The organism is Noviherbaspirillum malthae, assembly GCF_015352985.1.
Taxonomy (GTDB): domain Bacteria; phylum Pseudomonadota; class Gammaproteobacteria; order Burkholderiales; family Burkholderiaceae_D; genus Noviherbaspirillum; species Noviherbaspirillum malthae.
In genome coordinates, this window is sequence record NZ_JACYXF010000017.1 from 43,977 (window position 1) to 59,908 (window position 15,932).

Annotated in this window: 10 protein-coding genes; 6 read left to right on the forward strand and 4 right to left on the reverse strand. The window is 56.3% G+C overall.

Annotation, left to right across the window (positions count from 1 at the left end; all coding sequences use genetic code 11):
* Window positions 1-28: 28 nt before the first annotated feature.
* From dsbG to IGW03_RS18720, 5 genes are all read left to right on the forward strand, one after another.
* A complete protein-coding gene (gene dsbG, locus IGW03_RS18700; RefSeq protein ID WP_194724085.1) occupies window positions 29-880 on the forward strand; it encodes a thiol:disulfide interchange protein DsbG in 852 nt (283 codons plus the stop codon).
* Between the two features lie 521 nt (window positions 881-1,401).
* A complete protein-coding gene (imuA, locus tag IGW03_RS18705; protein WP_194724086.1) occupies window positions 1,402-2,253 on the forward strand; it encodes a translesion DNA synthesis-associated protein ImuA in 852 nt (283 codons plus the stop codon).
* A complete protein-coding gene (locus IGW03_RS18710) occupies window positions 2,192-3,685 on the forward strand; it encodes a Y-family DNA polymerase (protein WP_228535766.1) in 1,494 nt (497 codons plus the stop codon). Before imuA ends, IGW03_RS18710 begins: the two co-directional genes overlap by 62 nt.
* A gap of 11 nt (window positions 3,686-3,696) precedes the next feature.
* Window positions 3,697-6,852 carry an error-prone DNA polymerase gene (locus IGW03_RS18715; protein WP_194724087.1) on the forward strand — a complete coding sequence of 1,052 codons (3,156 nt, stop codon included), beginning with the start codon at window positions 3,697-3,699 and terminating at the stop codon, window positions 6,850-6,852.
* 219 nt (window positions 6,853-7,071) lie between these two features.
* A complete protein-coding gene (locus IGW03_RS18720; RefSeq protein WP_194724088.1) occupies window positions 7,072-7,509 on the forward strand; it encodes a PACE efflux transporter in 438 nt (145 codons plus the stop codon).
* 108 nt (window positions 7,510-7,617) lie between these two features.
* On the opposite strand, the gene IGW03_RS18725 is transcribed toward IGW03_RS18720, so the two are convergent.
* A complete protein-coding gene (locus IGW03_RS18725; protein WP_194724089.1) occupies window positions 7,618-8,808 on the reverse strand; it encodes an AAA family ATPase in 1,191 nt (396 codons plus the stop codon).
* A gap of 1,053 nt (window positions 8,809-9,861) precedes the next feature.
* Between IGW03_RS18725 and IGW03_RS18730 the strand changes: the two genes are divergently transcribed.
* A complete protein-coding gene (locus IGW03_RS18730; RefSeq protein ID WP_194724090.1) occupies window positions 9,862-10,149 on the forward strand; it encodes an HU family DNA-binding protein in 288 nt (95 codons plus the stop codon).
* Window positions 10,150-10,394: 245 nt separating this feature from the next.
* On the opposite strand, the gene IGW03_RS18735 is transcribed toward IGW03_RS18730, so the two are convergent.
* The 3 genes from IGW03_RS18735 to IGW03_RS18745 are packed head-to-tail and all read right to left on the reverse strand — an operon-like array spanning window position 10,395 to window position 15,756.
* Window positions 10,395-11,018, reverse strand: coding sequence for a J domain-containing protein (locus IGW03_RS18735; protein ID WP_228535768.1), 624 nt, complete (start codon window positions 11,016-11,018; stop codon window positions 10,395-10,397).
* Between the two features lie 14 nt (window positions 11,019-11,032).
* Window positions 11,033-15,553, reverse strand: a complete 4,521-nt coding sequence (locus tag IGW03_RS18740) for a PDDEXK-like endonuclease domain-containing protein (protein WP_194724092.1) — start codon at window positions 15,551-15,553, stop codon at window positions 11,033-11,035.
* Window positions 15,550-15,756, reverse strand: a complete 207-nt coding sequence (locus IGW03_RS18745) for a type II toxin-antitoxin system TacA family antitoxin (RefSeq protein ID WP_194724093.1) — start codon at window positions 15,754-15,756, stop codon at window positions 15,550-15,552. Before IGW03_RS18745 ends, IGW03_RS18740 begins: the two co-directional genes overlap by 4 nt.
* Window positions 15,757-15,932: the final 176 nt, after the last annotated feature.

Consider the following 15,932-nt stretch of genomic DNA (forward strand, 5'->3'; position numbering starts at 1 on the left):
ATCACTTAACTGCTACTTGGGTACCTGCATGCTGTCAAACATAACCTCTAATCAGAAAAAAACCGGATTCACTCTGGTTTCCCGCCTTGCCATGGCTGCTGTGCTGGCAACCACCTCATTAAGCGCCTGCTCGACGGAGAAATACCCGAAAGCGATACAAGAAGCCGTAGACGCTGGCTTAAAAGTCGTCAAAACCTTTCCTGCGGCATCCGGCTTGACCGGTTGGGTGTTGTCGCAGAGTGGACGTCATTCGATCGTTTTCACCACTGCGGACAAGAAGACGCTGTTGGCCGGCGCCTTGATCGGGGAAAACGGGGAGAACCTGTCTGAGCAATATGAAGCGCAGTTTGTCCCAAAGCCAGATATGGCAGCGGTCTTTCAGACACTGGAAAAATCATCCTACGTAGTCGAAGGCACCACGTCTGACCCGAAGAGTTTGCTCTATGTGTTTGTTGACGCCAATTGCCCATTCTGCCATTACACATGGAAAGCCTTGCAGCCTTATGAAAAGGCAGGCCTGCAGGTGCGTTGGATCCTCGTAGACACTCTTGGGCCGACCAGCATGCCCAAAGCGATAGAAGTGCTCGCCACGGCGGACCAAACTGCTGCATTCCGTAAGATGGAAGAAAACCACGGCAAAGCCTGGATAGCGTCGCCGCAATTTTCGGCAACTGCCAAGCCGGATATCGCCGACAAAATCCGGAGTAATGGGGAAATCATGAGTGCATTTGGAATCGGCGGAACGCCGGGAATTATCTGGAAAGACAGACAAGGCAAAGTCAACGTTAAGGCGGGCATGCCGCGCCTTTCCGAAATCCCGCAGATAACTGGATTGCCTGAACAGAGAATGGATGATCCTGCCCTTGCAAAGTTTCGCTAACCTGTAATGCTGCGATGGGATCGTGTAAAAAAAGAGGTGCTACCGTTTATACGGATAGAAATCCGATTGCGGTAAGTAGAGCCATGACAGCGCCGGCAAGCTGGTTCGGTCCATCATCGCAAACGGGTACACAAAGCCGCGTTTCGTCAGAAGAGTATAGGTGATATCGGCGCGAATTAACTGATCGGAACGATTTGCCACGTCATCTGCAGAGCGTGAGTGCGGTCAATCATTTCTTTTCACTCAGTGGCCCCGCTTTTTTGAACGCGCCGCTATGCAAATTCTTATGCTCGCCACTCGCCCAATGTAGACATGTGGCTAAAAAGCTACGCGAATCGAGTTCTAGTTCGACCATGAACTAAATGATGCCCGGGTAGTGCTACAGCTAATTGGACAGGTTTTAGTTCGCAGAATGATCAACTTTTAGTTCCGAGCGCTAATATGTCGCCAGCGTTGAGGCGGTCAACAGTTTACTTCTTTCATACCGTCGCTATACTGCCGTAAACACTGTATAAATATACATGGGTTTCGTGTACACGTGGCAACGTGTACAAATAAACATCGAAGAGGCAGACTTGGCAATTTTATCGGGCAGCGACAGCACGGCATCAGAGAAGCGTGACCGGTTTTTTGCACTGGCGGAGACTCTGCGCGATTCAATCTGGCGGGCTGACGCCCTCGGACGGTCCAGAGTATCGGCTATCTCCACTGGTTATGCCGCACTAGATACTGAGTTACCTGGCCAGGGCTGGAACGTCTCCGTTTTGACCGAGCTTCTCTGGGCATACCAGGGTGGCGGAGAGTTCCGCGTTTTGGCACCAGCACTGAAAATGGTGTCCCAGGCAGGTAAGACCGTCGTCCTGCTGGGTTCTCCACATGAGCTGAGTGCGCCTGCTCTCGACCAGTATGGCATTGATATCAAACACCTCCTGATCGTGCATGCGGACAAGCCTGCCGACCGTCTGTGGACGGCAGAACAGATCCTCAGAAGCGCGAGTGCAGGAGCGCTGGTCAGCTGGCACCCAGCGGTCAAAGCGGAGCATTTGCGCCGCCTGCAGGTGGCCGCCGCCGCAGTCGATAGTCTAACGTTCATCCTGCGTCCGGCCAGTACCAAGGTTGAGCCGTCGCCGTCGCCGTTGCGCCTGCATTGCGAGCCGGCGCCTTACGGGCAGCTGTCCGTTGACGTCTTCAAGCGTCGCGGTCCTGCTGCCGCCGCGCCCGTGCTGCTGCCAGCATTGTTTTCACCTTCCATGAAGCGCGCGCTCGACCGGGCGCAGCGCAATGCCGTCGCACCACCAGTAGAAAGTTCCCATGTGGATCGCCTCGTTCCTTCCCCAGCTGCCGCTCGACCTGGCATTCCGACGCTGGCCTGAGGCGCTGCAGGACAACCTGCGGTCCACGCTCCCGATCGTCATCATCGAATCCGGGCGGGTAGGGTGGGTAAGCGCCGGCGCGGGGCAAGCCGGCATCGTGCCCGGCATGTCAGAGTCGGGCGCGCGTACACGATCGGCCAGCGTCATACCGGTGTCGCGCGACATCGAGGCCGAAGGCAGGGCGGTCACCGAAGCGGCATTGTGGGCGCTGCACTTCACGCCCGAGGTTGCAGTACGCCATTCTGGCTTGATCCTCAACGTAGCGGCGAGCCTGCGCCTGTTTGGCGGTGTGGAAACGATCGCACAGCGACTAAGGAACGGGCTCGATGAGCTTGGATTAACTGCCAATATCGCGGCGGCGCCAACAGCAACAGCAGCATGGTGGCTCGCGCAAAGCCACGACGGCATCATCGCCGGCGATGCTCAGTATGCCGACCTTGTCGACAGCCTGCCGCCCACGCTAATCGAGCCGCTGATGCCACATGCCGAGTCCTTGAAGGCTATCGGCTGCAGGACCATCGGTCAGTTCCGCCGCCTGCCACGCAGTGGCATCGTCAAACGGTTCGGCAAGGCCGTTTTGACCGAACTCGATCGCTGCTTCGGCAGCGAGCCCGAGTTGTTCACCTGGTACGAGGCGCCGGAGCGGTTCTGCCAGCGCATCGAGCTAGGGGCCCGGATTGAGACCACGGAGTTGCTGCTGCACTCGGCCCGCCGATTACTGCTGCAAATGACAGGCTTTCTGTCAGCGCGATTTTGCGCAGTGACCCAGTTTTCCCTGTCGCTGCACCATGAAACCGTGCGCCTCGGCAAGAGTCCGACGACCCGCATCGACATCAAGTTAGGCGCTCCCAGCCGTGACCTCGAACACCTGACGCTGCTGATGAAAGAGCACTTGGCGAAACTCGTTCTCGAGTCGTCTGTGGTTGAGATGACGTTGTCGGCGGATGCACTGGAAGAGCGCGCCGCGCCGAATAATGAACTGTTCCCGACTGCTACCAGCCAGTCGGAAATGCTCGGCCGCCTGATCGAGCGGTTGACCAGCCGCCTCGGGCCCGACGCGGTTACCAGGATCGCTATCAGTGCGGATCACCGGCCCGAGAAGTGCACCGTCCATGCCGCGCCTGTCCCGGTCAAGGGAGCACGGCCACCGAGCCCATTATCCGGCGCGTCATTCCCGCCGCGCCCGACATGGCTACTGAAAGATCCGATTCCGCTGATCACCCGCCACAACCGGCCGTTTTATGGGGCAGAGTTGCGCCTGCTGATAGGACCTGAGCGAATCGAGACGGGCTGGTGGGATGATGAAGTGATTCAGCGTGACTATTTTGTTGCGCTCAATGAATCCTGCCATTTGGTGCTATGGGTCTTCCGCGCCCGCATTAGCATCGACGACGAGGAACCCGGCTGGTACCTGCATGGTTTTTTTGCATAGCGTGGCCAGACATGTTGAGTATCCTACCGGCCTATGCCGAGTTGCATGTTGTCTCCTGTTTCAGTTTCCTGCGTGGCGCTTCGCATCCTGAAGAATTAGTGGCACGCGCCGCCAGGCTTGGATACACCGCATTGGCCGTTACTGACGAAGGTTCACTTGCCGGCGTTGTGCGCGCTCACGTGGAAGCAAAGAAGTACGGGCTGCACCTGATCATCGGCACCGAGATCACGCTGGAGTGCGGCCTCAAGCTGGTGCTGCTGGCCATGAATCGTGACGGCTATGGAAACATCGCCGAGTTACTGACGGTCGGACGACGCCGCGCGCCAAAGGGGACTTACCTTCTCCGGCGCGACGACATCGTCTTCAACGGCAAACCTCGGCACGATGCTGCGCATTTGCGAAACTTAATGGGCTGCTATGTTCTGTACATCGGTGACCGCACGCAGCCGGACGAGGCGATCCAAGAACAGGCGGAGTGGGTCGCAGCGGCATTTCACGACCGTGTCGCGATCGCCGTTGAACTGCAGCAGATGCCTGATGATGATATGTGGCAGGAGCGACTTGCCACCGTGGCCAAATTGACGCAGCTGCCGATGGTCGCCGCCGGCGATGTACACATGCATGTGCGCTCGCGCAAGCCACTGCATGACACGATCACAGCGATCCGCCTTGGCAAGTCCATTGCCGAATGCGGGCTGGAGCTGCACCCCAACGCCGAACAGCATCTGCGACAGCGCATCCGCCTTGCACAGGTTTATGCGCGACCGCTTCTGGAGCAGACATTGGACATTGCCGCGCGGTGCACCTTCTCGCTAGACGAGGTCAGCTACCGTTACCCCGATGACATCGTCCCAATCGGCGAGACGCCGACCAGCCATCTGCGCAAGTTGACTTACCAGGGCGCATTCCAGCGCTATCCCAATGGCATTCCCACAAAAATTCAGGAACTCATCGAACACGAACTGGCCCTGATCGCTGAACTCGAGTTCGACATGTACTTTCTCGTGGCAGGCGATATTGTGGCGTTTGCGCGCCGGCAGGAGATCTTGTGTCAAGGACGCGGCAGTGCCGCGAATTCGGTCGTCGCCTATTGCCTATGCATCACGGAGGTCGATCCGTCACGCATGAACCTACTGTTCGAGCGGTTTGTCAGTCGTAGCCGGAAAAGCGAGCCGCCTGACATTGACATCGATTTCGAGCACGAAAAGCGCGAGATTGTGATTCAAGAAATCTACCGGCGTTACGGCCGCCATCGTGCTGCGCTCACCGGCGCGGTCATTACGTTCCGGCCACGCTCGGCGATCAAGGATGTCGGCAAAGCATTGGGGATGGACTTCACCCAGCTGAACGCGCTGACGTCATCGCAGCACTGGTGGAATGGCAAGACGATTGATCAGGAAGGCCTGCGTGAGCACGGCCTTGACCCCGATTCACCGGTCGTCAAGAAGCTGGTGTCCCTCAGCGAAACCCTGCTGGGCTTTCCACGCCAGCTATCGCAGCACGTCGGCGGCTTTGTGATCGCGCAGGACAGTCTATGCCGACTGGTGCCGATTGAGAATGCCGCAATGACAGACCGCACGGTCATCGAATTCGATAAAGACGACATAGAGCACCTCAGGTTCATCAAGGTTGATATCCTGGCCCTCGGCATTCTCTCGGCAATTCGGCGGGCGCTGGACATGATCAGCGAGCGCCGCGGTGAAATCTTTACGATGCAGGACGTTCCCAGCGAAGATCCGGCAACGTACGAGATGATATGTCGGAGCGAAACGGTCGGCGTTTTCCAGATCGAGTCACGCGCGCAGCGCTCGATGCTTCTCCGCATGCAGCCACGTTCGTTCTTTGATCTGGTCGTTGAAGTTGCGCTGGTTCGGCCGGGGCCAATCCATGGCGAGATGGTGCACCCTTATCTGCGCAGGCGCCAGGGTCTGGAGCCGATCGACTACCCCAGCGAGGAAGTGCGCGAGATCCTGGGGCCAACACTGGGCATACCGATCTTCCAGGAACAGCTGATGCAGCTGGCAATGGCTTGCGGCGGCTTCAGTGCAGACGAGGCAGACCAGCTTCGTCGGGCGCTCGGTTCGTGGAAGAAGAAAGGACAGCTCGAGGAATATACCGGCAAGCTCGTCACCGGCATGCTGGAGCGAGGCTACTCGGAAGACTATGCGAGGCGCATGGCCAAATTCGGTGAAGCCTTTGCGTCCTACAGTTTTCCATTGAGCCACAGCGCAAGCTTTGCCCTATTGGTCTATGTGAGTGCATGGCTCAAGTGTCATGAGCCGGCGATCTTTCTCGCTTCGTTACTGAACTCGCAACCAATGGGCTTTTATACGCCAAGCCAACTGATCCAGGATGCGAAACGCTTCGGGGTCAAGGTGCGCCCGATCGATGTTATGGTCAGCCAATGGGACGCCACGCTCGAAGAACGAGAGGGTTACTCTGGCGATGGCAGCGGGCAGCCAATCGTACGCTTAGGGCTGCGGCTCGTGAAAGGATTGTCGATCAAGGGGGCCGATGACATCACGATGGCACGCGCGATGCGGCCGTTTTCCAGCGTCGACGACATGGCCAGGCGCGCGAATTTGTCCACACACGATCTTCAAGCGTTGGCCAAAGCCAATGCGCTAATCGGACTGGCCGGCCACCGGCGGCAGGCAGCATGGGAAGTCGCAGGCATGCGGCCGATGCCTGCACTGTTACGGGACGCTCCCATCCAGGATGAACCGCTCGAGCTGCCGGCGCCAACTGAAGGCGAGGAGATCGTCGCCGACTACCACAGCACCGGCCTGACGCTGCGGCGGCATCCACTGGCGTTGTTGCGTGAGCGGTTCACTGCAATGAATCTTCATACGGCCGAAGAGCTGCAGACCTTTCCGGACCGCAAGCTAGCCCGAACCACCGGCATCGTCACGGGTCGCCAGCGCCCAGGCACGGCCAACGGTGTCATGTTCGTGACCATCGAGGATGAGACCGGGACGACGCAGGTGATTGTCTGGCCGAGTCTGGTTGACAAGCAGAAGAGGGAAGTGCTCGACGCCAAGCTGCTGACTGTCTATGGCGTCTGGCAGCGCGATGGCGCCTCAATGCACCTGATCGCCAAACGACTCGTTGATCACACAGCACTGCTGGGAGCGCTGAATACGGTCAAAAGCCGGGATTTTCATTGACGTCCGTGAGTTCTGCCAAGGGTTGCATACTGCCGGAAAAACCGAATGGCAATCCATTCACGCTATACGTCGAACATGAGTGCGAAATCACTGGGCTTTCGATGTCTGATGCTCGTCTTATATACGACGCGCGAAACGTCGAAGTGCCGTCGAGCACTTTAGTTCGCGCCGACTGCTCGCGTAGAATAGTCTTTTCGTACAGAGGAATGGAATGTAACAGTGCAGGGCTACAAACGCAAAATCGTCTATGTGGGTGTCTTTGAAACGATCGCCATTGCCATCTGCAGCCTGAGCCTTTCAACGCTCTCCAACAGCAGTCTGGCGTCAGCGACCATTCTGTCAATGATCACCTCCACTATCGCGGTAACCTGGAATTATTTCTTCACTAGCGTATTCGAAGCGTGGGAGTCTCGGCAAGCCAGGCACGGCCGTAGTATCACACGCCGTATTGGGCATGCCGTGGGCTTCGAAAGCGGCCTACTCATCATCCTGGTGCCTACAATTACCTGGTGGTTGAACGTCAGCCTGGGGCAGGCGTTCGCGATGAATCTTGGGCTGGCTGCTTTTTTCCTCTGCTATACATTCATTTTCAACTGGGCTTTCGACAGGGTCTTTGGATTAACGGTATCAGCGCGCGCTGATCCCACACGTCCCTAGCCTTGGCGCGCGACTTGTCCCCGTTGCTGGTAAAGCCTATTGAAACAAATGGCAGGGGCGCCAGACACCGGGCAAATGTAGGGCGCTTGCAACGCCTGGCACAAGCACTCACATAAACCCGATCGACCTGCGGGGTGCTTCGCCAATTGCGATGTCCTCGGCTTGGACTACGGTACGCTGGGCGCACAGCGCGCGGCCAATCGCCTCCTTGACAAGCAATCGCATGCGTCGCGGCGACTCGGTGCTTAGTCGATTTAATGCACTTTCTGAAAACTGAATGTGCAGACGCTCGCCGAGTAAGTCGCGCTGCAATGCTGCAATCAGCGTTTGTGCGATCTGTACTGCCTGCTGTGGCGTAGGCAGTGGAACGTGGACGATTCTGAAACGGCTGAGAATCGGCTCGGAAAGCAAATGCACGTTGTTCACAGCAGAGATATAGCAAACGTGACTTGCATTCAGACGCAATTGCGGGAAGCACAAATCGGTGAAACTTTGTGCTGTGTAAGGCTCGAGTAGGGTAATCAGCGGGCTGGTCGGGTTGTACCCATTGGACCCATTGTTCGCTTTATCAAGCTCGTCGATAAAGAGCAGGAAATTTCCGTGTTGACCGTTGACGAGGTTCTGCATTACCAGACCAGGTTTAGCGTTGCTCCAATGTGCTTCCGAACCCGATAACCCGGATGCGCTTTGAGCGTCTTGCATACGGTGCACCGACATCGGTAATTGCAATGCCTGAGCAAGCCGTTCGACGAAGAGCGTCTTGCCTGCACCTGGTCGCGACACTAAGAGTAGCGGGTCGAACTGAACGATCCGGGTGTTCGCCGCCTGGATCATCAATGCGCTTCGCACGATATCAATGACTTCCTCAAAATTCGGCATTGTATAGGCCAGAGCGTCGAGATTACGCTCCCAGTCAGCGGGCAACGTGATGAGTTTTCGATCAGGTCCGGAAGTCCTTAACTGCACCAACAGACGGCGTGCGCGGTTTAATTCCTCTTCTTCCTTCATCGTCGCGCATGAGTTGCCCAGTGTTTGTAGATCTTCTTCACTATACAGTTTAAAAGAGGGCAGATTGTCATCACGATCGTACCCAGTCGGCACAACGGCATCGTCGAATAACGGTGACGCCGTATCTACGTCTTCTGCGGTAGTACCATCGGTCGCGCTGTCTTCGATCTCGGTGTTTGATGTGCTTTCCTCGATTGTCTGAGGAGTAGGATCGAAGTCGAATGGCAGGTCGTCCTGATCATAAGAATTCAGGTGCAACTCCACTGGTTGGTGAGGCGGTGCTGCGTTCATGCACAATCTCCAATAAGCCATAGGCGATACAGGGGGAATGGCCTGGCATGATTCGAGGCCGTTATGTGCGCTTCAGTTTATTCACCGACTTTAAAACGTCAAGGACAAATGGCATACCCCAAGACCATTCCACCCTCGTCCCTTTCGATAGATGGAGACGACTTGCCGGTTCATGCACCTCGTCGCTTATCAAACGTCATGGGCACCGCTCCCTCTTTCTACCTTGTTGATCAAGCACGCAAGAAGGTATGTCATCCACTAATGACATACCGACGGCATATCTGTACGGAACCGCCTCGAGACAAAACGCCAGCCATCTCAATTGCGTCCCAATTTACTCGGATCGCGAGCTAACGGTTTCATCATGCGCTGTCCCGTGTGTTACGGTATATTGCAAGGGATGGCGGTATTGCTTTGATGCCGCGGAAGGCAGCACAGCAATATCGAACTCCACAGGTCATCGTGAACACCATTCCTCTTTTGAACCTTTCCATGCCAATCCCATGCAGACGCAACTAGCGGGTTTTCTCACATTAGGTGGAGAGGAAGAGCGATCAAGTGCAATCCAACTTGCTGTTGGCAATTCGATCCGAAAGCGCAGGACAATCAAGCGTAACGGCGCCAGGACATCGCCGGTATGGCAGCGAGGGTATCGCGGTCATACCTTATGGCGTGGATCCATATGTATCGGACGTATACGGGTCGTCAGAGAGTTGGGTAACACAGTCTATTGGTGTGAGGCCGGCTCGCTTCTACACAAAACGGTTTCGTTACGCGTTGCTAAAAGGTGGGTAGGCGAACAGGCTGAGCTGGCGACCGTACAATTAAGCTTGCTTTGAATCGGCGACGCAGGTCACTGTGGACGCTTTAAGTCCTTGCTATGCACTGAAGACGTCCGCCAACGACAGGCAGCGTGCTTTCGGGGACGCGCGTACGATCAGGCACTATTGCCAGTTGCTAAAACTCACCCTACAATGACTTGTGCGCAGATACCGGATCGTAAAACGACCATTGTTTACGGTACCCATTTCAAAATTATGACTGGAGAATGAAGTGAACAAGGCTGAAATCATCGACAAAGTTGCAGGCGACCATGAGCTGACCAAGGTGAAAGCGAAAGAAATCGTGGAACAACTTTTTGGCTTTGTCGGCACCAACCTGAAGAAGGAAGGACGCTTTTCCTTTCCAGATCTGGGGACTTTTACAGTGTCGCAGCGTGCAGCCCGTACAGGCCGCAACCCGGCGACCGGAGAGTCCATCAAAATTAAAGCGTCGAAGAACGTGCGTTTCAAGGCTGCCCCAGCCCTTAAAGAACTCGTTGCCAAGGTCAAAGTGAAATAAAGCAGCTAGCCGACGGGCGGCGCCCGTTGTCCTTTATCTCGTTTCATGACAATGCATCCTCGCTCTTGCTGGACGCGCCCCGTCCCTGGCGGGAGCCATCTCCACGGTCCGCAGCAGTTACGGCAGACCACCATGTCCGCTTGTGCTCGCATCGGGGGCGGGGTCTGCGTGTAGCGTTAAGCGTGGGACTGACTGAGTGCACGGAGCCGGCATAGAGCACTGTGTTGAGGGGCTGTACTACGCCGTTATCCTTGTCTGCTTTGCCATATAACCTGGCAGGCAGCGTTGGCTCGCTTCGCTTCATAACGGACCTGGGCGCGCCGATCCGGGCTTAAGGTGGCAAGATTATCGGGATGCGAGTGTTGTACTAATTGCCGCCGCGCCTTTTCTATCAATTCCCAATTCGCGCTTGGAGCGACCTTCAATATCTTGTAGGCCTCCTCTGGTAGCGGCCAAGGTACCTGTTCGACATCATCGTCCTCGACTGTGGTGACGGGCGTCGCCGGTTTTGCAGGATGAAGCGCTGCTGCAGGCGGCAGGCTGGTTGAAGGTTTCGCAACAGCGTGAGCGGGCGCTGACGATACCGGAGCGGCAACGGGCAGGGGAGACTTGGGCTCATCCCATAATTGAGGCTGTCGCCCTGGAGGTGGCGTTAACGGCTGCTCCAAGTCGGGCGCCGCTTTGCATGGGGCCGGCGATGCCAGGGAAGCAGTCTTGGCGAGCTTGATCGCCTTCTGTACCTTGTCAAGTAAAGCAATAGCCCGCGGAACATTGCGGTACTGGAGCTCGGCCTCCAACTTTTTTAACTGTTTCGTATCGGTACCCGCTTCGGCGAACATCGCTTCGAGGTCCGTTATTTTGAGTTGCATCAGCGGACGCGGCATTATTCGGCGACCTCCGACTCTTCGTTGGGCTCATCGATCCCCGTTATCTGCTCGTTATCTTGGCCTTCGTCGACGCCGAACGGATCTACTTCCTTGTAGTGGACCCAGATCGTGTTGTCGACCGACTCTGCGCCAAGTGGCTCAATGCCGAGTCGCTCCAGAGTTTGTTCGAGGTCCTCAAGCACTTCGTTTCGGCGACGCACGAAGCTTGAGGCGAAACACCGCCAGAAAGTCCAGCCGGCACGCTCTAAGACGCGCTGGCGCAACATGTCGTCAGACCATTTCCCGGGTCCATGGAATCGGTCTCCGTCGCACTCGATGGCAAGGCGTCTTCCCTCGTTACCCTCCACGACAAAATCGATGTGGTATCCCCCGCACGGTACCTGCGGCTGCACACGGTATCCTCGTTTGACTAGTTCATCGAACATTTCAAGTTCAAAACCGGATTGGCATTTTTCGCGCAGTACCTGTACCTTGACGCTGTCCTGATGGAAGGGTTGACGGAAATGCCGGATGAGTCGCGAGTTCAATGTGTCGTCGTTGAAGCTACTTTCCGGTACCGACCTGAATAAGTACATCCGGTCACGGGCACGTGACAACGCTACGTTAAATCGTTGATTCATGTCTGGCCTGTTTGGTGCGGCACGGTCCCCAGGCGCGAGCACCATGGAAATCATCATGATGTCTCGCTCGCGCCCTTGGAAGACGGGTGGAGGCCCGACGGCAATCTTACGCTCCAGTACATCGGCTGGAGCGATCCGCCTGCTGACTAGCTCCTGAATATGGGCTGCCTGTGCAGTGCCTAGCAGAGTGACCACACCGAGGCTGCGGCCGGCAAGCTGCTTATCTGCGAGGATCGCCTCGATTTCAGCCAAAATCGCCTCAGCCTCGGCAGGGTTGACATCGCCTTTCCTGTATCCGCCTTTGACGAAAACGTCGATCAGAGGCGGATCAAGCCGCTCGTTTGCTTTTGGTAAGCGCAATGGCTTGATGTCACCCTTATAGAATTCACGGTTTGAGAATTCAATGATGGCTGGCACACAACGAAAATGCTCTTTCAGCATCACTGAATTACCAGCAAACACTACCTTGGCCAAGTCATAGATCGACTTGTCCGGGGTCATTTGGGCGCCGTGTGGCTGGTGGCGCAAGAAGCGACTGATGAGCGTCATGATATGCGCGTTCGCAACACCTACGGCGGAAGGTGAAACCTGTTTATCATCGCCAACGACCAGCAGCTTTTTGCCACGCAACAGCGAAGGCAACGCCCAGATGTCGGACTGCGACGCCTCATCGACCACCACCAGATCAAACAGACCTACGATAGGTGGAATGGTCTCGGAAACGCGCCATTGTGGAAGCACCCAGCAGGGAACGGCTTGATATGCGCGCTGCATCGCTTCACGTGCATCCTTTCGGAATCGGACCGCCTTGACACCCGTGCCAGCGCCGATTGCCTGGACGGCGTTGAGATAGGCCTGCAGCGCCTGGCGCACACTGACGGGCGAGTTGTTATGGACACCCAGCCAAGTTTTTTCGGCGATGAGGTCTTGGTAAGTCCGCGCCAGGGCAGCAGTAAGTTTTCGTCGCTCTTCGAATAGCGTCCGCAGCTTCTTGTGCTCGTCGATTTGCTCGAGAAACATGACGGCTTGCCGCCATTGCCATGCTTCCATCCATCGCACTGGCGTCACCGGGTCACTGTCGCACCCGGCGGGCTGTGTGCGCAGACGATTGGCCCAGTTAGTCGCACCAGCAGCGTCGATGACCGCCGTGACACGCTTGATGTCGCCCAGTGCCGGTTGCAGCTTGAACACGCGGGCAAGATCTTCATACATTGCAGCCCACGTCACTTCCAGTGCTGCCTCATCAGTGGAGGCCTGCCCGATGGTCTTTGACAAGAAAATACGCAGGTTGGTCACAATGTCTGCACTGTGGCTTTCCAGCTTTTGCAATAACTCCCGATGGCGTTTCATGGCATAGGCCAGACGCTCCTTGTCGGCATGGGCATGCAGGCTTTCGAGGACAATGCACAGAGTTGCCTCTCCGCCGTTGTTCATGCGGTCCGCCGTCTGTTTTCCAAAAACTTCGGTCAGGCGCCCGTGCAGTTTCCCGTTGAACTCGAACACGAGCCGGTGTGCGGTCTCGATATGTTCCTGTGTTGCCACGATGATCTTGAATGTCCCGTCGGTCGTGTCAGCTGCAGGCTCCAGCCCGAACTCACCTGCCAGTGCGTTCCACCGCGCGATGGCCTTGCGCGCGTCAATGCGCCATGCACAGAGCCGGCGGACACATTCCCAGTCTTCCTTGGCCGCCGGCGGCACTCCAAGGGTCGTCACTGCAGCCACAAGCTTTCGTGCGTCACCTTTTCCGAACGGAAGAGAGAATGCGCTTTTTCCTGCTACCAGACGCGTAAGGGCGTCATTGAAGTCCTCGTGCGATTCTGCTCCCGCAGGCACTTCCACGGCTCTGGCGAGCAGTTCCTTTCTGGTACTGTCGAGCACGCGCACGTCCGCCATCAACTGCTGTAGCGCCGTTAGGAGCGGGTCGTCCGGAAGCATTTGGGAAAGGCGCCTCGTGAAAGCCGAAATCCAGCGCTGGTTCGTGCTTGCAAGCGCTTGCTTGAGTTCGGCCCGGTCCTCCAGGAACGTGACGAGCGCTCGGGCTTTTTCCAGAGTTTCGATACGCGTATCAACTAGCGCGAGGATATTGCCTTGTGAAACCTTTTCATCAATCGCCCGCGCCCTGACCAAGTCACGATGAACATTCAGAAGCTCGGTCCATGCTGGAAGGCTGGCCGGGGAGGGCAGGCTCATACCGAGGTAGGTCAAGTTCTCTCCGACGGCAATTCTCGCCTGACGCAGGGTGTGTATGTCCGCATCGTCAAGAGGTAGCTTCTGGTCTTTTGCCGGCGACGGTTCATCATCGAACCAGTCATGTTCTTCCTGCTGTGCCAAGATTAGTTTCGCCAGTTCCTCCGGCATGACATCTCGACCCTGGAAGGAATAATTGCGCATGTGTTTGCCGGCAACTGCGCTGATCGTCTGATCGACATGGGAAATCTTCGCATGCAACTGGTTGAGCTCTGTCTCCAGGCTAGCAATCGTACTTTGTGCCCGGATCGGGTTCAGTGAAGATACGCGCGAGGCAATGGTCTGAATCGAATGCTCAAACTGTTTCATGCCGTCCCGCTCGTCGGACAGCAGAGAGACGCTTAGCGGACGAATCCTCTCCGGCAGCTTTTCCTGCAGAACCGCCAACGCAGATTCGCCTTTGGCTGTGACCAGTACGCGCTTGCCGTTTGCCAGATAATGCGAGATGACGTTGGCAATCGTGTGTGTCTTGCCTGTACCTGGAGGCCCTTGTACGACCACGCCGTCATTGCTCTCCAGTTTCTGGATGATGGAAACCTGCTCATCGTTGTAAGGCAAAGGAAAGAAAAGCTCAAAAGCCCCTGCAGGACTATCGCTGGAGGACAGGCCCCTGAATGGCTGTTCGGGACGCACCCGGACCTCGGAATCGCCGACCTCGACAAAACCGCGTATAACACCAGGCAGCGAATCGATGGTCTTGAGGTTTTCCTGCAGCCGGCGCACGTCTTCCAGGAAAATGTCGGCGGACCGTTTTCTTCCGAAAATGACCCAGGTGTTAGTCACCTTGAGCTGCTCTTCAGGTGAGGGCGGTGTGACGTCTTGCGTACGTTCTTCATAGGCGCCGGACGGGTCCAGGTGTCCAACTGCCGCTTTCAGAACCCCCTCGAAGGTAGATGTTTCAAAAGGGTTCACACGGTACGCGCCGGTGGCCAGCGAGCTTCTCCAGAACGCCTCGAGCTGACGAATGCCGGCCACATCCATTTCGGCATAGCAGTCTGCCTCAAGGCGCGGCTCAACGTCACGCGGACGAATTTCCAGATCGAAGTTTTGTTCGTTGAGCCTAATTTCGCAGGGCTGTACAAGCAGCGGATGCTTCAGTGCGGTAGCAAACCCGGGCTTCTTCCAGGCCGCATAGCCGATCCCCCAGACCAGCTCAATCGGTGTCTCCGCTCCCTCAGATTGTATGGTCTGTTGGAGCGAGAAAAGATGATTATAGTAGGCGATCGTCTTCCGCCTTGGCTGCTCGGACATCGCCCAAGGTTCCCACTGATTCGCCACATACCAGTCGAAAATGACTTTGATGTCCGGGTGATCAGCAAGACGAAGACGTAATACTTCCCGCTTTCCATGCAGTGTAACGACCTCTGATTTCAGCTCAGGCTGCTTATCAGGACTCTTCGGCAGGTTCACCCACGGGCGAAGCTTGTCGCCCGGGTCCGGTGCTGCGATTTCCAACAGCCTCGGCACGCGCAGCCAAACGTCGTCCCCGTCTGTCTGTAGATGGAACTGGACCTCCGGCAGTCCTTTGAGCTCATGCTGATGCGCGACAAAATAGTCGGTCGGGACAGAAAAGGCAGGCTTGATTTTTAGCCGTTCCGCTTTTTCGATGTACGTCAGCAGCTCCAGCACGCGGGAAATTGCCTCGTTCATTCCTCGGCTCCCATGTGATTGATTTCGGAGCCTTCCGGTGATTGTTGAACTTCGCGAACCCCATGTCGTTCACAGTAGGCGAATAGCAGGGTTTCCATCATGTTGGTCAAGCTGCGGTTTTCCCGCGCAGCGGCGGCCTCCAACAGCATTTTGAAGCGGGGAGAAACGCGAAAGCTTATCGAAACGTTCTTTTCGGAGGGCATCAGGTTGAATGGATTGCAGAATTTTTGTATAGAGAAATACGATACAAGATATCTCTACAATTTGGAATATCGATCAACAGGTCAAGCCGTGGAAAATTGGTCGATGTAAGACAGACCGTCAAAGAATGGTTGAAGGTCCTGCAGCCTTCGCGGGCACGAGACGATTTGCAACCGCT